At 39.8% G+C, this 19,662-nt stretch carries 8 protein-coding genes and 1 pseudogene; 6 read left to right on the forward strand and 3 right to left on the reverse strand.

The features are described from left to right. Positions 1 to 418: pseudogene (locus ACFE90_RS22165) on the reverse strand (transcription-repair coupling factor); the annotation flags it as partial. Between the two features lie 240 nt (positions 419 to 658). On the opposite strand from ACFE90_RS22165, the gene ACFE90_RS22170 reads away from it, so the two are divergent. Further along, entirely contained in the window at positions 659 to 1,987 is a 1,329-nt protein-coding gene (locus tag ACFE90_RS22170; RefSeq protein ID WP_375504348.1) for a hemolysin family protein, read from the forward strand. A gap of 255 nt (positions 1,988 to 2,242) precedes the next feature. On the opposite strand, the gene ACFE90_RS22175 is transcribed toward ACFE90_RS22170, so the two are convergent. Both ACFE90_RS22175 and ACFE90_RS22180 read right to left on the reverse strand, forming a co-directional pair. Continuing rightward, entirely contained in the window at positions 2,243 to 3,424 is a 1,182-nt protein-coding gene (locus tag ACFE90_RS22175; protein ID WP_375504350.1) for an aldo/keto reductase, read from the reverse strand. Positions 3,425 to 3,722: 298 nt separating this feature from the next. Continuing rightward, complete coding sequence (locus ACFE90_RS22180; protein ID WP_375504352.1) at positions 3,723 to 9,686, reverse strand: amino acid adenylation domain-containing protein; 5,964 nt, start codon at positions 9,684 to 9,686, stop codon at positions 3,723 to 3,725. A gap of 1,282 nt (positions 9,687 to 10,968) precedes the next feature. Between ACFE90_RS22180 and ACFE90_RS22185 the strand changes: the two genes are divergently transcribed. From ACFE90_RS22185 to ACFE90_RS22205, 5 genes are all read left to right on the forward strand, one after another. After that, positions 10,969 to 12,411, forward strand: a complete 1,443-nt coding sequence (locus ACFE90_RS22185) for a sugar transferase (protein WP_375504354.1) — start codon at positions 10,969 to 10,971, stop codon at positions 12,409 to 12,411. Between the two features lie 306 nt (positions 12,412 to 12,717). Beyond that, a complete protein-coding gene (locus ACFE90_RS22190) occupies positions 12,718 to 14,106 on the forward strand; it encodes an oligosaccharide flippase family protein (RefSeq protein ID WP_375504356.1) in 1,389 nt (462 codons plus the stop codon). A gap of 84 nt (positions 14,107 to 14,190) precedes the next feature. Continuing rightward, positions 14,191 to 15,279: a glycosyltransferase family 4 protein gene (locus ACFE90_RS22195; RefSeq protein ID WP_375504358.1), complete on the forward strand. Its 1,089-nt coding sequence runs from the start codon at positions 14,191 to 14,193 to the stop codon at positions 15,277 to 15,279. 155 nt (positions 15,280 to 15,434) lie between these two features. Continuing rightward, entirely contained in the window at positions 15,435 to 16,658 is a 1,224-nt protein-coding gene (locus ACFE90_RS22200) for an O-antigen ligase family protein (protein ID WP_375504360.1), read from the forward strand. 540 nt (positions 16,659 to 17,198) lie between these two features. Then, entirely contained in the window at positions 17,199 to 19,403 is a 2,205-nt protein-coding gene (locus ACFE90_RS22205; RefSeq protein ID WP_375504362.1) for a GumC family protein, read from the forward strand. Positions 19,404 to 19,662: the final 259 nt, after the last annotated feature.

The following is a 19,662-nucleotide window of genomic DNA, read 5'->3' on the forward strand; positions in this document are numbered from 1 at the left end:
CAATCGCTCTTGGTCGCTTCGCTCCGGGATTGGGTATTGGGGATTGGGTACTGGGAAGATTTTTCCCCAATCCCCAGTCCCCAGTCACCAAATCCGCTAATACCTGCATTTGCCCCCAACTCATCTCAGTTTCCGGGTCAAAAGGTTCGTAGGGAGAAGCCTCGGAGGTGGGATAAAAATGTACTGTTTGCCATCCCATTGCCTCCAGTTGTGCGTAAACGCGTCCAGCTTCTTCCAGAGTGGCACAAACCACAAACAAATCCTTGCCAGTAGCTTGCGCCAATGCCGAAGCCACCAAACCCTTGGGTAGTCGAGGAACGCCATTTAACCGCAATTCGTGTTGTCGGTTTAGCTTAGAAATAAATTCAGTGGTGAGCGGCGATCGCGCTAAGGCACGCACAATAGAAGAAAATGACATAAGTACTACTAGCGGTGGGAGTCTTTGTGGATCAGAAAATCTTGAGGCAGTTTATCTCAACTATTTTAAAAGTGTTAACAGCCTTCTTATTCTTTCGATGGAAGAATAATGCCTGGCGACGAATAAACTTAAGAACTATAACTATTACTTTGTGTACAGTAAAAGCATTTATAGAAGCACCTTTAATACTAGATACTAGGTACTGAGCTACGTTCGCTCTGATAAGCGGCAATTTTAAACATGTCCTCCATAAATTTTGAAATTTTAATCATTTTGGTGCTAATTATTGCCAACGGCGTGTTTTCTATGTCTGAGATGGCGATTGTCTCGGCACGGAAAGTTAGGCTACAACAGCTTGCCAATCAAGGAGATGCCAAGGCAAAGGCAGCATTGAAACTAGCTGAATCTCCAAATCATTTTCTGTCAACCGTCCAAGTAGGTATTTCCCTGATTGGTATCCTGACTGGTGCTTTTGGAGGGGCAACAATTGCCAACCGACTGGCAATCTATGTAAAACTTGTGCCCTTGTTAGCACCTTATAGTGAACCGCTATCTTTCGGAATAGTGGTTTTGCTCATTACCTATTTGTCACTGATTGTTGGCGAATTGGTACCGAAGCGTTTGGCATTAAACAACCCAGAAAGGATTGCATCGATTGTAGCGATTCCTATGCAAGCCTTGGCGGCGATCGCTTCTCCTGTAGTCTTTCTCTTAAGCGCTTCTACCGATTTGATCCTGCGATTATTGGGAATTACAGCTTCTACCGAGCCGCAAGTCACCGAAGAAGAAATTAAAATCTTAATCGAGCAAGGCACTGAGGCAGGAACCTTTGAGGAAGCCGAACAGGATATGGTGGAGCGAGTTTTTCGTTTAGGCGATCGCCCTGTCAGCTACTTAATGACACCCCGTCCAGATATTGTCTGGCTAGACTTGGATGATACTGCCGAAGAAAATCGCCAAAAAATGGTTGATAGTGCCTATTCTCGGTATCCAGTTTGTCAGGGAGGACTTGACAATGTGCTGGGTGTTATGCCAGTTACCGACTTATTAGCCAGGAGTTTCCGAGGAGAATCGCTAGATTTAACAGTAGGATTGCGGCAGCCCGTATTTGTGCCAGAAAGCACCCGTGGTTTAAAAGTTTTGGAATTATTTAAGCAAACGATCACTCACATGGCGTTAGTAGTCGATGAATATGGCGTGATTCAAGGATTAGTCACTCTCAACGACATCATGAGCGAAATCGTGGGTGATGTTCCTTCAACAGATGGACAAGATCAACCACAAGCCGTGCAACGCGAGGACGGTTCCTGGCTTTTGGATGGGATGTTGCCTGTAGAGGAGTTTTTGGAACTTTTCGGTATGGAAGAGTGGAAATCCGAGGAAAGCGGCAGTTATCAAACCTTAGGTGGTTTTGTGATCACCCATTTAGGCCGTATTCCTGCCGCAGCAGATTATTTTGAGTGGCAAAGTATGCGAATTGAAGTCATGGATATGGATGGTAACCGCGTTGATAAGGTGCTAGTCGTACCAAAGGGGAGTAAATCACCGGATACGGCAAAATCTGAATAGCACCGCATGGCGGAAGTCAAAAGGAGTCGGTGCGTTGGGGAGCCAGCGCGGTCTTCTCCCAAGGGGAGACGCCAAGGGCGATGGGGGTTTCCCCCATGAGCGACTGGCGTCCGGCTTTGCCGACTTGAAGCAACTGGCTCTCAAAAGTCAAAAGTCAAAAAGCTTATTGAGCATTGGGGATTGGGGATTGGGCATTGATAATTATTGTTTACTATTTACTATGCACCATACCCAATGCTTTATTTATGCAATTTGTCAAGTCTTCGATAGACGTTGGACGGCCTCACCTGTTAACATTTGATGGGCTTGTGCCAAAAGTTGGGAGATTTTATCGGCGTGGGGATTGCGGGCGAGACATTGCCGCAAGTCTAATTCGTCTAGGCGATCAGCTTTGTTGCCAGGAAACCAATGGCTGCCATTACCAAGCAGGTTGTAACGCATTTTGGCATACTCTACCAGATCGTAGGCGGTCGCTAAATTTCGCAGCCACAAAATCACCCGAATATTTACCTCACCAGGGGTTTGGTCAAAGGTTGGTAGATTTGTTTCCCAGGATTTTACCCAATCTTCTCCCAAAATAGCGATCGCTTCTTCTTCCAACCTTGCTAAAATTGGCGGCAAAATTTCTGATGCCCGATCTACTAATTCTAAAGTCTTCAGGTGTTCATCAAAATCTTGTGGTTTTGCTGCTCCCAAACTCAAGGTATGTACGTCTTGATGACTCAGACAAAACAAATCATTAAACACCATTGGACTCAAAGGGGCGCAAAGATTTACTAATTTTTGCGGTGGTTTATATAACAAACCTCCTTTATCAGATGGGCTAATAATAAACACCCCTATATCCTGGCGTTTAGCTGCTTCAATTGCTGCCCAATTCCATTGATTAATATAATACCAGTGCAGATTCACGTAATCAAATAGATTGGTATTAATTGTCTGCACAATCATATCTGTTGATCCGTGTGTGGAAAAGCCAATAAATCTAACTTTTCCCTCTGCTTGCAACTGCTGCGCTACTTCCAAACAGCCACCGGGACGGATGCTGTCATCAAACGACTCAGCATGATTGATGCCATGCAACCCTAAAAGGTCAACATAATCTAGCTGGAGATTTTGCAATGATTGTTCAAATGTCTCGCGAAATTCTTTCGCATCTGCCTTTGGACTGATTTTGGTCTGGACAATCAACTTTTCGCGGGGAAACTTGGGCAATATTCTCCCTAATTGCATTTCGGAAGTGCCATAACCACGAGCAGTTTCAATATGATTAATCCCAACCTCAACTGCCCTTCTAATAGTCGCTTCCAAATTCGCCTGGTTATCAGCAGGAATTTCACTATTGGGAACATCTTCCCATTTGAACTGATATCTCATGCCACCGCAGGAAAACACTGGCATCTGTAATTCTGTGCGTCCAAATCGTCTATATAGCATCAGTAGATTGTGAATTGCTTGCCAACTTAAAATCTAAAAACAAGAGCTATTCAAGTCTACAGTGCCACAAGAATTAAGGATTTCCAAAAAATAATTATCCAGTCGGGTGCCTTACGCTGCGCTATCAAGCCCCGTACCCTCTTGGTTTCTTTGAATCAAAAATCAAAAATTGGTTGACTTTTCTTGCAAAGGTAGAAGGTTGTCAAAGAAGAGGTAAATAAATTTAGGGCTGCTGAAACCGTTGTGACAGGGTAATTTGAATCTCTTTCCCCCTGCTCTCCTGCGTATAAAAGTTAGCTTAATTCTTTAGAGACTGCGCTTGGATTAAGCAATTTCTCAATGTTTTAGCTAACACCTGTACATGCGGCTCATTAAGTAGGCCAAGGTGAGATCCGGGAACATAATGGATATCTAATCCTCCAGCAACAACTTCGCCCCAGCCGAATTGAGGATCGTATTGTGTGCCTATAGCTTCGTCCCGATTTTGATCCTCTGTTCGCAAGAGGATAACTCGGCCAGGGTAAACCGGGAAAATATATTCACTAACGGCTTGAGTGTTAGCATCTATAATCTTTAAGTGTTTGTCACTTATAGGTATATCTAATGCCACTTCCAAGTAACGGTTATATGTATTTTGGAGCAGAGACTTACGCCAATAACTCCATCTCACAACCCTTTGCCAAAGGTAGGCTGGCCCTTGTTGAACAATATTATTTAAATGCAAGAAAAATCGCTTGAGAAATGATGCCCGCCAGCTATAACCTGGACGACAACTATCAAGCACAACTAGAATACCAACTTGTTCGCCTTGCTCTTGGAGTTGCCTAGCCATCTCGAAAGCAACCACACCCCCAAAAGAATAACCTCCCAGATAATAAGGGCCATTGGGCTGAAGGGTCTGGATTTCTTGAATGTAGTGAGTTGCCATATCTTCAACCCGTGTATGGAAAGGATGTTTTCCATCTAGCCCTTGTGGTTGTAGTCCGTAGAATGGTTGGTCTGGCCCCAGATGCTGTGCCAATTCACGGAAACACAAGACTTCTCCACCCAGTCCGTGAATACAGAAAAAAGGTGGCTTGGAACCATTGGGTTGAATTTCTACCAAGGATGACCAAGTTGTTGTTGATTCGTCCAAGGTATTTACTAAAGTCTTGTTTGCTGCTAAATCTTCTTGGCAGATTATTTTGGCTAAAGCCTCTATAGTTCCTGACTGGAAAAGAATGGCAAGAGGCAGATTTTTATTAAATGTCTTCTCAATTTGCCAAAACAGTTTTACCGCTAATATCGAGTGTCCTCCTAGCTCAAAGAAGTTATCCTTGACGCCAATGGGCTGGACACCTAAAGTTTGTTCCCAAATCTCTGTTAGCTCGCGTTCCACTTCATTGCGGGGAGCAACAAAGGTGGCTTCCAATTCTTGCCTTGATAAGTCGGGTGCAGGTAAGGCCCGGCGGTCTACCTTGCCGTTGGGGGTTAAAGGCATGGTGTCCAGCAAGACGAAAGCTGAGGGGAGCATGTATTGTGGAAGCTTTGTCAAAAGGAAGCTCCGTATGTCACTAATTTTAGATGCCCAGTCTTGATTCGGGATAATGTAAGCTACTAAACGTTGATCGCCAGGAACATCTTCACGGGCAATTACTACGGTTTGGAGTACATGCGGGTGTTGGGCTAATACCGTCTCAATTTCTTCTAACTCAATGCGTATCCCACGGATTTTAACTTGATGATCTCGGCGACCGAGAATTGCTAGAGAGCCATCTGGACGATAGCATCCGCGATCGCCTGTATAATAAATCCAATCTTGTTCGTCATTCCGAAAGAGGTTTTTGACAAACCGAGAGCGGTTTTCTTGTTGAGCATTTATGTAACCCAAAGTGCAAAATGGCGTTCTTATAACTATCTCGCCTGGTTCACCAATGCCACACAGTTGGTTATTTGGTGTTAAAACTAGTGCTTGGGTTTCAGGAAGCGGCAATCCTACTGGCTGTATCCCTGGTGTACACTCCACAGGTATTCTGTAATAACACTTCGCCAAAGTTGTCTCTGTCGGCCCATAGAGATTGACAATTTCACCTGATTCTGGAAAAGCATCGCGCCACCGATATACAAGTGTCTCTTTGAGAGGTTCTCCAGCAAAGAACAACCAGCGTAAGTTACGTAGATAGACTTCTGACGGCACATTAGCTAACCATGATTGCGCCAGCGATGGAACTGTATGTAGCACAGAAATTTGCTCATGTTCCAAGTAATTCAGAATTTTAGTTGGTTCTAGGTTATGCCCTTCCTCTGGCAAACACAGGGTTGCACCACTAGTCAAAGGTAAAAAGATGTCTCTGAGAACTACATCAAAGGAAAGACCTGTCAATTGGGCTACTCGGTCTTGCTGACCAATTTCAAATGTCTGCCTCTGCCAGTTGAGAAAATGCGCCATCCCTTTATGGCATCCCAGCACTCCTTTGGGTATACCAGTGGTGCCAGAAGTAAAGAAAATATAAGCTGGATCATCGGCAGTGATTTCAGGCAAGTTTATTGCTTTACTACTGTCTTGCGGGGAATTTATCGCTTCTCCTGTGTCTGGGTTTACACAGATGATAGTTAAAGATTTGTATATTTCTTTATCTTCTGGGAACTGACTATCAATATATAATATGTACTTAGCTTTAGCTTCCTTTAGCATGAGCAGGTGGCGTTGGCGTAGCCCACCGTAGGTATCGCTAGGAAGTTTTGGATCGAGAGTCAGTAGAACACCGCCACTCAAAAGTACAGCGTTCATACTCGCAATCAGTGCAAAGCTTCGTGTCCCGAATACGGCTACAACATCTCCCCGTTGGACTCCGTGATCCAACATCACCCCCGCTAAAGCTTGAGCGCTTTTGCCCAATTCCCCATAATTCCAAGTGCGAGATCCTTGACGGAGTGCCGAATGTTCTGGGGTGCGATTTACCCAAGAGGTAAACATTGTTGTTACCAATTCGTACTCAGGTTCTGGCAAAACCGCCCTTGGTTCTGGTAGCAAAGTTCTGGCTCCTGGTGTCACAAGAGAATACAAACTAATCTGGCATTCCGTTGCAGCAATAATTTGATTCAACAAATGATGAAATTGATGCAGCATTTCCATCATCCGCTCTGAAGAAAACAGATCAGTGTTGTAAACTAAATCAAGTTGGATTCCCTGATTTTTTTCTGTCACATACAAAGTTAAGTCGAACTTAGAAGCTGTTTCTAACATCGAAACTGGTTCTATAGCCACCCCAGGTAGTTCCAGTTGGATATCCTTTAAGTTGAGCATATTAAACCACACTTGAAACAGTGGGTTACGGCTAGTATCTCGCTCTGGTTGCAGTTCTTCTACCAATTTCTCGAAAGGCATATCTTGATGGGCATAAGCACCTAATGCCATCTGGCGAACTCGATTTAGCACTGAACGAAAACTAGGATTACCGGAAAAATCAGTCCGTAAAACGACGGTATTAATAAAAAATCCGATCAACCCTTCAATTTCAGAACGGTTACGTCCAGCAATGGGAGAACCGATGAGAATATCTTCTTGCCCACTGTAACGGTGCAGGATTGTCCCAAAGGCCGCCAGCAAAGTCATAAATAGGGTGACACCTTCCTGACGCGAGAGTTCAATGAGCGATGCACTCAGAGTCTGCGGTAGCACGAGGGATTGAGCCGCCCCCTGGTAAGTTTGCACTGGTGGCCGTGGTCGGTCGGTAGGCAATTCCAGTACAGTATTAGCACCTGCTAACTGGGTTTTCCAGTAGTTTATTTGACTGGAAAGGACTTCACCAGATAGCCATTGATGCTGCCAGACAGCAAAATCGGCATACTGAATGGGTAATTTTGCCAGGGGAGAAGGCTTATCGCTCAATAAGGCTTCATAAAGGGATGCTAACTGCTGCCAGAGAATACCCATTGACCAGCCATCGGAAGCGATGTGGTGCATCACTAACAGAAGTATCTGCTCCTGTTCGTCTATCTGGAGCAAGCAAGCTCGCAACATTAAGTCAGATTCTAAGTTAAAGGGGCGTTGCGACTCTTGATTTAGTAGAGATTGTACCTGCTCCTGTGTTACTTTAATTATTTTGAGTTCAACAGGCCGAGGCTTGCCAATAACTTGTATGGGGCTACCATCCGGTGATGTAATAAAGTTTGTTCGCAGTGCTTCGTGATGAATGACGATCGCATTTAGTGCCTGTTGCAATATACTCGCGTTGAACTCGCCCGTTAAGCGCAGTGCATTGGAGATGATATAAGCTGGGCTGTTAGGTTCCAACTGCTCCAAAAACCACACTCGCTGCTGGGCAAAAGATAAAGGGACTGACTCGCGGTTGGCGATGCAAGGAATTGTATGGTTTTGAGGATCATTTTCTTGAATCTGGGTTTGAGCGAACGCTTCAGCTAAACTAGCGATCGTTGGATTCTCAAATAGGATTTGCAACGGCATTTCTATCTGAAAGGCTTGGCGAACCCTAGACATGACTTGAGTCGCCAGCAGTGAATGGCCTCCCAATTCAAAAAAATTGTCGTAAATGCCTACTTGTTCCAAACGCAAAACTTTTACCCAGATGCTAGCTAAGACTTCTTCTGTAGCATTTTGGGGTGGGACAAAGTTAGTTGACAGAGCAAGATCAGATGTATGCGGTGCAGGTAAAGCGCGGCGGTCTATTTTGCCGTTGGGATTTAATGGCAGGTTGTCTAAAAATACAAAAGAGGCGGGTACCATATATTCAGGCAACCGACCTTGCAAAAAGCGACGCAATTCAACCTGACCAGGAATTTGCTCTGGATTAGCAACAATATATGCTACGAGTTGCTTGTCACCAGGAATATCCTCTCTAGCTATGACTAGAGTCTGTGTCAGTGCCGGATGTTGTCTTAATATCGCTTCAATTTCTCCCAATTCAATTCGGAAGCCACGAATTTTTACTTGGTAGTCAATACGACCAAGGAACTCGATATTACCATCTGGTAGAAAACGTGCCAAATCCCCAGTTTTGTAAAGACGTGCTCCAACTTCATAGCTAAAAGGGTTGAAAATGAACTTCTCTGTGGTTAATTCTGGACGGTTAAGATAGCCTCGCGCTAGACCAATACCGCCAATGTGCAGTTCACCTGATTCACCAACAGCCACAGGCTGCAAATTTTCATCAAGGATGTAAATCTCTGCATTAGTAATGGGACGACCAATGGGAGCAATGGTATAATTATTGCCGCGCTGACAAGTCCAGAAAGTGGCATCAATGGAAGCTTCTGTCGGGCCATAGCAATTATGGAAAACATTATCCAAATTCAGTTGGGCAAAGAAGCGTTCTATTAGTTCGCTGGGTAAAGCTTCACCACCGCAGGTAATATGCTTAAGAAATCGGCAATTCTCAATTCCCTTCTCTTCCAGTAAGACACGCAGTATAGAAGGTACTAAGGCCAAAACAGTGATTTGCTGGTCAATAATCACCTTCACAAGGTAAGCAGTATCTTGCTGTCCACCAGGGCGAGCCAAGATCAATTGCCCCCCAAAGCACAATGGCCAGAATATTTGCCACACTGAGGGGTCGAAGCTAAAAGAAATAGTCAGTAAAACTTTATCTGCTTGAGTTAATCTAAAGTTTGTTTGCCGCCAGTATAGTTGATTGCAGATACCACGATGGGGGATCATTACACCTTTGGGCTGTCCTGTAGAACCAGATGTGTAGATTACATAGATCAAGTTATCAGCCGTCGTTTGATTTACAGGATTTTCTTGATTGTTTTGGATGTTACCTTGCCAGTTTGAGTCTAGACAAACCACTTGTGCCTGATGCGGTGGTAGGTTCTTAACCAATTTTTCTTGGGTCAACAATACTGGTGTCTGGGTATCTGATAAGATGAAGGCTAAACGCTCTGGAGGATATGCCGGATCTAAAGGCACATAAGCGCCTCCAGCTTTGAGAATAGCCAGTATTCCTACGATCATCTCCAAGGAGCGCTCCACACAAATTCCCACAAGTACTTCAGGTCCAACTCCCAAAGTACGTAGGTAGTGCGCTAGTTGATTCGCCCGCTTATTTAACTGTTGACAAGTAAGTTGTATATCTTCAAACACTACAGCAATTGCTTGAGGCGATCGCTCTACCTGCATCTCAAACATCTGATGGATGCACAGATTGTGATCAACTATTTGAGTGTTATTACATGCCTCTAGAACTTGAGTGCCGATGATGTGAGTTAAGGTATTTAACGGAATATTTTGCTTATACTCTGGAGTCTGGCTATTTCTCTGCATTTTTTATATATCAACTCCATCAACAAATGCGATTATTTTAATTTATTATTTATTGTAAATGTTTTTATACAAAATTATCTGTGAGTCTGCACATTAATAAATGCCCTCAGGATAGAAGCCTAGCCAGGCTTAAGGGCAGTCCGGTGCGCGAAATGCTTCTGATTTGCAGTACCCAGGCTAATTATATGCATCTTCAAACATAATTAATACTTAAAAACATAGCTAATCAATTTTTATTAAACATAATAATTGCCAAAATTTTACCAAATGTTTTATTCCTAATTAAAACTTTAAAACCCATTTAAATTAAAAAAAATTGCTTGATTACATTATTGAGGTCAAGTTAGGGACAAGCATTTAATTTCAAGATTTTTGTTTACTTTACAAATGCTTTTTTGTATAACTGCTCTATATGGTTCAAAGACAATGACTGAAAAGACTTTATCTTTTTATACTAAAATTTGCTAAAAGAAAAAACAATTATTACCTAATCTTCATTGTGTTTATTCAAATGTAAAAATACTGTAAAGCCAAAGAATTGATTCTCTGTCAGTAGGTAAAAATGTTTATAATGCAGATATGACAAGACTCAACAGATATCAACCACTGTTGATATTACTTTATGACCAATTCTCTAAAGATGCCCATGAAACTTACTCAAGCTCAACCATCACAGGGAGTTATGTAAATTTTTGTAACGATAATCAAATTTTTGATGCATTTTGTTATATCTTATGTGGTGTAAGTTTTGTTAATCAGTAATTATGCGTAAAGAAACAGACAACTTCTAAGCAAAGCTGAATTAGTCTAGCTAAACATGCTACAGTAATTTCCGAAGGCATATCATTGCCTAATAGAAGTGAAAATCTGCAATGGACTGTAGTAACTCAGTTCAACTCTTACGCACCTTAAAAATCCTTTCTAATCTTTTTATCTGAGCTCCTTGATTACCTGACCTACTTGATTATTTACGTCAGGGATTTTATTCTGCTATTAAGTTAACACTCACCAAAAAATCTTTGTTTTGGCATCTAAAGCTCAAAATTTCCAGGCTAAACTGGATTTTATCCTGCAATAAAAGCTAGGTATCTGGGTAGTAATTGCGCTCAACCGACCCTGGAAGATACTTTTGATCAAGAATTTAAATTTAAAGTTAGTGCAAAGAAAAATGGTTAATTAGTAAGCTATAAAGTCCAGGTTTCTTTGAAAGAAAAATATGAGATTTCCCACAGCGTTAATATAAGCTTCCATCGAATTTTAACTACACCAAGTCTTTATAACTATGAGTAATCAAAGCATTACAACAAGTAAATTCAATGAAGTGCCTTTAGATTTACGTGCATCTTCATTTGCCAGGGTACGCAAGGGTTCGTGGTGGTTGAGATTAACAACATTGTTTTTAGTAGACTATACTCTTTTATCCTTGGCTTGGATTATAGCTGGATATCAATCTTCTTATGGGCATTTGACTTCGTATATACAGAGTTATTATTTGCCTATTCTAATAACTATTGCTATTCAAATAGGTTCATTAGCTATCGAGGGTATTTATCGAGAAGGTCAAAAACGCTATGACTATTTCAATATTATAAAATCGTTAACTTTTGCTCATGGATTAATTCTCTTAGTTTGTCTTTTATATCAGCCAGTCATTGATATTACACGCCCAAGATTAATATTGTTATCTTGGTTGCTAAGTATATTGTTTATTTGTACTGGTAGATATGCTATAAATATTACGCTTGAATATCTGCGTAAACAGAAAAAAATAGTTCGTTCTTCTGTCTTCATTATTTGCGATTCTCAAGACCATGAACTGATAGCTAGCTTTATAAAAAAAGAAAAGCATTATATTGTATCTGGAACTGCTAAAGCTAATTCATTAGATAGATCTCAACGTCAAAAAACATTGAATCAACTTAATGAATTAGGTGTAACAGAAGTTTTTATATCTTGGGATGCTCTCAAAAATAGAATGTTTTTATGCTGGTTATTTCAAGCATCTGGCATCCAAGTACATATTTTGCCGATGGAATTAAAACCAATTTATAAAAACATAGAATTTAATAAAATAGGGGGAATGCCTTGTCTGAGTTTGGATTGTCCAATAATTACAGGGAAAGATTTTTGGATAAAGCGCAGTTGTGATTTTTGCTTTGCGACTTTATTTGTAATGTTATCATTCCCTATTTATATAGCTATAGCTATAGCTATCAAACTGGACTCTCCTGGCACAGTATTTTACAAACAAACCCGTATAGGTTTACATGGGCAACAGTTTAAAGTATGGAAATTCAGAACTATGAGGTCTGATGCAGAAAAATTCCAAAAAGAATTAGAAGCATTAAATGAAACGAAAGATGGGATTATCTTTAAAATTAAAGATGATCCTCGCATTACCCGTGTTGGAAAATTCCTTCGACGTTATAGCTTAGACGAATTACCCCAACTTTTTAACGTTATCCTTGGAGAAATGAGTATAGTAGGTCCTCGACCTTTACCTATTAGAGATGTAGATAAGTTTTCTGAACATCATTTTATTCGCCATGAAGTTTTACCTGGTATTACAGGTCTTTGGCAAGTCTCAGGTCGCTCGGACATTTTAGACTTTGAACAAGTGATAAATCTTGATCTTAACTACATCGAAAATTGGTCGCTTCGGTTAGACTTTGAAATTCTCCTCAAAACAGTTATGGTAGTTTTGAAAAAAGAAGGTGCTTACTAAGATTATAAAACAAAATTATAGTGGACTGCAATAATTATAGTATTTACATATTGATATAATTATTGCAGTTTTCGGTGGAGCTTCTGTTTCTGAGGCATTAAATTCAGATTGTCTAGTTTGCTGAGTAACTACCTACTTAAAGACGATAAAAGGTTTTGCGTTTACTACTCAAGCTTCTAAACGATATATCCCAAAAAATGAGGTTATGAGGTATATAGGTATTGGCAATTCAAAATGAGCGAATTAAGGTGAATTAATAATTTAAGAATGGTAGAAAAGTACAAATTCATAAGTAATTCCCTCTCAATGATAGTCAATCGGTTAGCGCAAAGCATAACAGCTTTTGTATTAACCGCTGCTATTGCTCGTAATCTAGGAGCTGAAGCTATAGGCCAGTATCTACTAGCCTATAGCTACTACTTTATTTTTGTGGGCATTGCTTCACAGGGACTAAAGATATTATTTACAAGAGAACTAGCCCGTGAACCACAAAAAACATCAGTTTATTTGATGAGTGGTACCTGCTTGCAGTTAATATTTAGTCTGCTCAGTTATGGGGCATTGGTGATTGTAGTATTTTTACTTCCCTATAGTTCCAAAACCTCGACTCTTTGCTACATAATGGGCTTAACGATAATTCCCTTTGCACTTTCCAACGTAACAGAGGCAATTTTTCAAGCTAAAGAAAAGATGCATTTGATTGCCATTGCTACAGTCCCAGTATATGTACTACGTCTAATAATAATGATTTGGGCGATGCACCTAAAGTACGGAATTGAAAGTCTGGGAGGGATACTATTTTGTTCGGAAACATTAATTCTCTTAATTGAATGGATTTTCATCACACACTTCGTCAAAATAGAATGGCAAATTGATAAAGATTTTGTATGGAATACAATTAAAAGTGTAAAAACATTTTTTGCTATTGAAGCAATAGCTGTAGTAAGTAGTAGAATTGAAATCTTGATTCTTTCATTGTTAGGTAATGAGTTTTTAGTAGGTCTTTTCGGTGCAATAGTACAACTGCTACAACCATTTTTAATTATTGCCAACAGTGTAACTGTAGCAATGTTTCCGAGACTCTCAAAAGTAGTAGATCAAGGACGAGACAAGCAGAAACAGATCACGGAAAATATTATTGAAATTTTATTAATCATGGCATTACCCTTATTTATGGGAATGTTATTTTTTGGTAAAGATATACTAATTTTTATCTATGATTCTAGCTTTGCTCAAGCAAATCTAGCCCTTCGTTTAATTGCTATATCACTTTTTTTTCTGCCCTTTACCCGCTCACTCTCCTATCTACTTGTAGCCAATGGTTTCGAGATAGTTAACCTGCGTGAAGTGGTTATTACCACTACATTAGGAAGCTTGGGAGGTGTGGCATTAGTTTCGCAATATCAGTTACTAGGTGCAGCTTTAATGGCATTATTAATGACTATTCTTGGTTTTAGCCAGTTTATTTATTTCACCTATACTCGCCTTTTTTCATTAGATTTATGGCAAATTATGCGCCGACCGTTAATTATAAGCATTATGATGCTACCTATATTCGTGTTATTGCAAAAAATTAGCTTGGACTTTATATTTACTCTACTTATTGCAACTTGTGCCTATGTTTTATTTGTGATTTTTCTATGGATTAGTGCGTTTGGCGGGTTTCGTTTTTTGTGGATAAAACTTTTAAGATAGCAGTAGTTGTTTAAAATAAAATTCCACCAATCAGGCATCCAGATTTGTTGAATAAATAATTTAAGTGATAATATAATCTTAATTATGATTAAACTTGCGTTATTACATTTTGGCTTTGAAGACTACACCATCGAATTAGCAAACAGTCTGGTTAAATATGTTGATTTAACGCTAATTCATCCGGAGAATGTCTGTATCAATGTTCTTGATTCCAGTATCCGCGTCATTAGCTTTAAAAAACCACGGATTCGCGACCCGCGTAACCTAGTGTCTATGGGCACTATGATGCGTATCATCAAAGACATACAGCCAGATGTTTTACATGTGCAAGAAACTAACGATCCTTGGTACGATTGGACTTTGTTACTCAACAAGATGCCACCATTGGTGACAACTATCCACGATATATTCCGTCACCCAGGGGATAGTATGGCTGTATTCGGTTCAGAGTATACCAGGCGTATTGCCTTCTACCGTTCCCAACAATTGATTGTCCATACTCATCAACTAAAAAAAATTCTAATTGAACAATTTAGTTTACCTCAAGAGCGAGTTAATGTTATACCGCATGGGGAACTTGGTAGTTTGTATCAGCGCCGAGGTAATCACTTGAGTCAGCCTCGTGATCCAAATACATTGCTATTTTTTGGACGCATCTGGCCCTATAAAGGATTGAAATATTTGCTTGAAGCTATGCCTTTAATTGCTGAACGTGTACCTGAAATTAAGCTGATTATTGCTGGACGGGGAGAAAACATAAAACAATATTTCCCTAATGGCTATGATGAGAAACGCTACGAGATTATCAATGACTTTATACCCCTTGAAGAAGTAAGTAATCTATTTCAACGCAGCACAGTTACAGTTCTGCCATACATAGAAGCTTCTCAGAGTGGTGTAGCAGCCTTATCTTATGGAATGGGAACATTAGTTGTAGCCTCTGAGGTAGGGGGATTGAATGAGATAGTTCAGCATAAAAAAGATGGGTTGTTAGTTCCTCCTTGTGATGTTCGATCCCTAGCTGATGCCATAATTTGTTTATTAAGTGATCGCGACTTGCAACAACGTATGCAAAGTGCGGCACTAGCTCGTTGTCAGCAAGATTTAAATTGGTCAAATATTGCGGCTCAAACTGTGGAAGTTTATCAAAAAACCATAAAAATGAGACATTAAAAGCGCTGACTCATTACATGGCATTTAACAAACATAATAATTAGAAATTTAAGAAACAAAGTATTTGCCAAAATCAACTGATACTAGCAACCAATAAGGACTGGCTTGCTTAATATATTTTCTATATGTATACATGATAATACATATTATAAAAAATGAGAAAATTTTTAATATCTGCTGAACAAATACTTACATTCGCTTGCTTGATGATCTACTCAGGAACTCCACTAGATGCTTTTCTAACGGATGGCTATACTGTAAAACAGGGTGATAGAATTATATTTCGACTCCTTTATACTTTTACATATATATTTAGTCTTTTCTTGATTACTCTACGCTGGAAGAAGGTTGCTTACGTTTTTAGCAGAGATAAGTTTATTTGGATATTGATTGGAGTTTGTGCACTTTCTAGTTTTTGGTCTTTAGATCCAGACACTACTCTACGTCGTGCTATTGCTCTAGCAGGAACAAGTATTTTTGGACTTTATTTAGCTTCGCGCTACACCGCTAATCAGCAACTGAAGTTGTGTGCATACATGCTTGGCATTTCAGCAGTAATGTGTTTTGTATTTGTTATATTGATTCCAAAATATGGTTTTTCAGGCGGTATTGATGGAAATACTTGGCGAGGAATATTCCCAACCAAAAATGTTCTTGGCAAGAGATTTGTACTTAGTGGAGCAGTATTTTTCTCCCTTGCCATGACTACTCAAAAAAATCGCTTGGTTTTATGGTTTGGCTATATTACTTCTGGATTACTTGTAATATTATCAAAATCAACAACATCTCTAGGTAATTTTATAATCATTACAGGTACTTTTATTATATGTTATCGAATTTTAAACTTAAAGTATAAAGTAATGATACCTATTGTAACTTTTATGTTAACATTTGGTATAGCTTTGTACACCTGGTTTATCTCACATGCTGATACAATTCTAGGCTCAGTAGGTAAGGATACAACACTCACTGGACGTGCAGAATTGTGGCCTGCTGTGTTGCAGATGATTGCCAAAAAACCGTGGCTGGGATATGGCTATGGAGCATTCTGGGGAGATAAGGGTGAGTCTTCTATTATTATACAAACCGTAGAATGGAATGCTCCTAATGCTCACAATGGTTTTTTGGATCTCTGGCTAGCGTTGGGTCTATTAGGAGTTTTGATTTTTCTAATTGGGTTAGTAATTAATTTTTTAAGAGGAATATATTTAATCCGATGGAATCAAACATCTGAAAATTTATGGCTTTTAGTTTATCTTACCTATATTATTCTTTCAAATTTAACTGAAACTACATTATTAGAGCAAAATAGCCTGGAATGGATACTTTATGTATCAGCAATATTATCAAGCAAACTTTCTACACGCTCAAATTTGTAACAAGAAAATCAATAAGCTTACTGGAACTCAATAAAAAGCTAGGGAGCGTTTTAAATCTGGTAAAATCAATCAAACCTTAAGTTATGATTCTTTCGCTGATATATTAATCAAACGATAGACCAAGTATTCAAAAATTACATAATGTGTCGAACTAATAATCTTAAGATTATCACATTAAGTTTTAGGTTACTCCTACAAAGTGGTATTTTTGGTTATGACAAACTGTCATGGCTGAACCAGAGAGAATTGATTATCTTCTGATATAGAAGCCGAGGGACAACGCAGAATGGAGAAGCTCCTTGAGTGGCAATATCAAGCTCCGAAACTGTTAGAGGCTGATGATAAAATTTTGCCAAGCTAGTAGTTACTTTAAATTTCGGAAGGAACTAAATTTGTAACTTAATATAGTCTATACTATTGTCATATTGTCAAATCGCATCAGTTTTGTCAGTTGCAGTGGTTTGTGCATTCTCTAAGTAAGGCAATTTTTAGTTTTTTGCTTAAAACCTGTACTTTTGAAGATTTATGTCAGAAAAATCTATGGAATCTAGAGAATCTATCGATTTAGATGTTAGTCGTTACTTATTGATATTAAAACGATGGTGGCTACCTGCAACTGCGATATTTGCAGCTACAGTTATGCTCAGTGCTATAGCTACACAATTTATGAAGCCATCCTATGAAGCCGAAGGAAAACTGTTATTTAGAATTCCTTCTTTTAAAGTAGTAGGCTCCAATCTTTTGCCTACTAACACTGAAGGAGGAGATGCAGGAGATTTAAAATCCCTGCTAGCAACTCAAAATCCTATAAACACTCAAATAGAAGTTATTTCTTCACCTACTCTATTGCAGCGAACAATAGACAAACTAGGGCTTAAAGACAAAGAAGGTAAACCTATAGAGGTAGACCAATTACGGAAAGCCGTGATCATGAAGGTTATTAACGGCACAGATGTACTGCGAATTAGCTATACCAGCCATGATCCCGAACAATCAGCGGCAGTAGTCAACACAATCATGAATCTTTATTTAGAAAATGATATTTTAACAAATCGCTCTGAGGCAGCAGCAACTCGCCAATTTATGGCCAAGCAGCTTCCTAAAACTCAAGAGGCTGTTAATAATGCAGAAGTAGCGCTACGTATATTTAAACAGAAGCATCAGATAGCAGATTTATCAGAGGAGACAAGGTCAGCTGTTGCAACTATTGGAAATCTAGACAATGAGATGAATACTGTTAAGGCTCAACTGGATGAGGTAAACGCCCAAACCAATGAACTGCGGCAGAAAGTAGAACTAAATTCTCAGGAAGCGATCGCTGTGAGTGCCCTCAGTCAGTCACCCGCAGTACAGGGAGTTCTTACACAACTTCAAGATACTGACCGACAGCTAGCGATAGAGCGTAGCCGTTTTTTAGATGACAATCCCGTAATTATTAACTTAGAAGCAAAGAAAGCTAGCTTAAAATCGCTCCTGCAACAGCAAATTGGTCAGACTGTTGGTAATCAAACACAAATTCCGCAGAGACTATTGCAGATTGGAGACCTTAGACAAAACTTGATTCAAAGTTTTCTGCAGTCAGAAGTACAGCGCTTTGGTTTAGCTAAAAGACTCTCATCTCTGTCTAATTCCCGTTTTGCCTATGAGCAGCGAGTGAAAATCATACCCCAGTTAGCACAAAATCAGCGGGAGTTAGAACGGAAAGTTGAAGTTGCAGAATCCACATATCAAACTCTCTTGAAAAAGGTACAAGAATTACAGTTAGTTGAGAATACAAATACAGCCAGTTCGCGGATTATTGCTCCGGCTTCAGTGCCAAACAAGCCAGTAATAGGCAAAAAAATTATCGTTTTATTGCTAGGAGTGATGTTCGGTTTATTTTTGGCTACTACAACTGTTCTCTTCCTAAGCATGAGAGATAGATCATTAAAAACGCTTAAGGAAGTCAGAGATGTATTTAGATATACGTTGCTGGGAATTATTCCTTTATCTGTTAAAAAGGTTCGCTTTCGTGATTCAAATGTAGAACCAAAAATTGCTGTTAGAGATACGCCTTACTCTTTAACTAGCGAAATGTACCGCATGATTCAAGCCAACCTGAAATTCCTGAGTTCAGATAAAGTGCTCAGAACTATTGTGGTAACCAGCGCAGTTCCTAAAGAAGGCAAGTCTACAGTTTCAGCTAATTTGGCAGCAGCAATCGCTCAACTAGGGCGTAAAGTTTTATTAATTGATGCAGATATGCGAATTCCTTCTCAGCATCATCTTTGGCAGCTAACCAATGCAGTTGGTTTAAGTGAGGTTCTTGTAGGTCAGGCTGAATTTGACGTTACTGTATCTAGGGTAATGGATAATCTTGATGTTTTAACTGCTGGGGTTAGACCTCCCAACCCACTGGCTTTGCTTGACTCTAAACGGATGGCATCATTAATTGAAAATTTTTCATCTCAACATAACTATGATTTTGTAATTATTGATGCTCCTCCCCTCCTTTTAGCAGCCGATGCTTTGACTTTAAGCCAAATGACTGACGGGATTTTGTTAGTAGCTCGACCTGGGGTAATTGATTCTAACAGTGCTAACGCTGCTCAAGAGATGTTAGAAAGATCTAATTACAACGTACTAGGCTTAGTCGTGAATGGAATCATTGATAAAAATGAATCTAGTAGTTATTTATATCACGATCACGAATATTTTAAACCAACAAAGTTGGCAAAGGAATTTCAGAAACTTGCAAAAAAATAAAACTTTCAAAGGTTAGGAACTACTCCAATACATATTAATAAACCATGATCCTAATTCATGTGGCTGAAGAGGCAGGGCAGTAAGGAGCATTTCTTGCTGGGAGAAAAATATTGAAAAAGAGGCAAGGGAGTAGGGAGCAGGGGAGAAGGAACAGAAAGGGGGATTCGACCCCACCTGAACAAGAACCACTGAACAGAAGTGGGGGACTCAGACCCATGTTCCCACCTTCATTCCACCGCAGGAGTCAGGGGTCATTTCC

The organism is uncultured Nostoc sp., from assembly GCF_964245445.1.
GTDB lineage: Bacteria > Cyanobacteriota > Cyanobacteriia > Cyanobacteriales > Nostocaceae > Nostoc.

Bases quoted from the DNA above. Each gene is read 5' to 3' on its own strand.
- ACFE90_RS22175 (WP_375504350.1), bottom strand. From the start codon at position 3,424: ATGCTATATAGACGATTTGGACGCACAGAATTACAGATGCCAGTGTTT.
- ACFE90_RS22185 (WP_375504354.1), top strand. From the start codon at position 10,969: ATGAGTAATCAAAGCATTACAACAAGTAAATTCAATGAAGTGCCTTTA.
- ACFE90_RS22170 (WP_375504348.1), top strand. From the start codon at position 659: ATGTCCTCCATAAATTTTGAAATTTTAATCATTTTGGTGCTAATTATT.
- ACFE90_RS22190 (WP_375504356.1), top strand. From the start codon at position 12,718: ATGATAGTCAATCGGTTAGCGCAAAGCATAACAGCTTTTGTATTAACC.
- ACFE90_RS22195 (WP_375504358.1), top strand. From the start codon at position 14,191: ATGATTAAACTTGCGTTATTACATTTTGGCTTTGAAGACTACACCATC.
- ACFE90_RS22200 (WP_375504360.1), top strand. From the start codon at position 15,435: ATGAGAAAATTTTTAATATCTGCTGAACAAATACTTACATTCGCTTGC.
- ACFE90_RS22180 (WP_375504352.1), bottom strand. From the start codon at position 9,686: ATGCAGAGAAATAGCCAGACTCCAGAGTATAAGCAAAATATTCCGTTA.
- ACFE90_RS22205 (WP_375504362.1), top strand. From the start codon at position 17,199: ATGGAATCTAGAGAATCTATCGATTTAGATGTTAGTCGTTACTTATTG.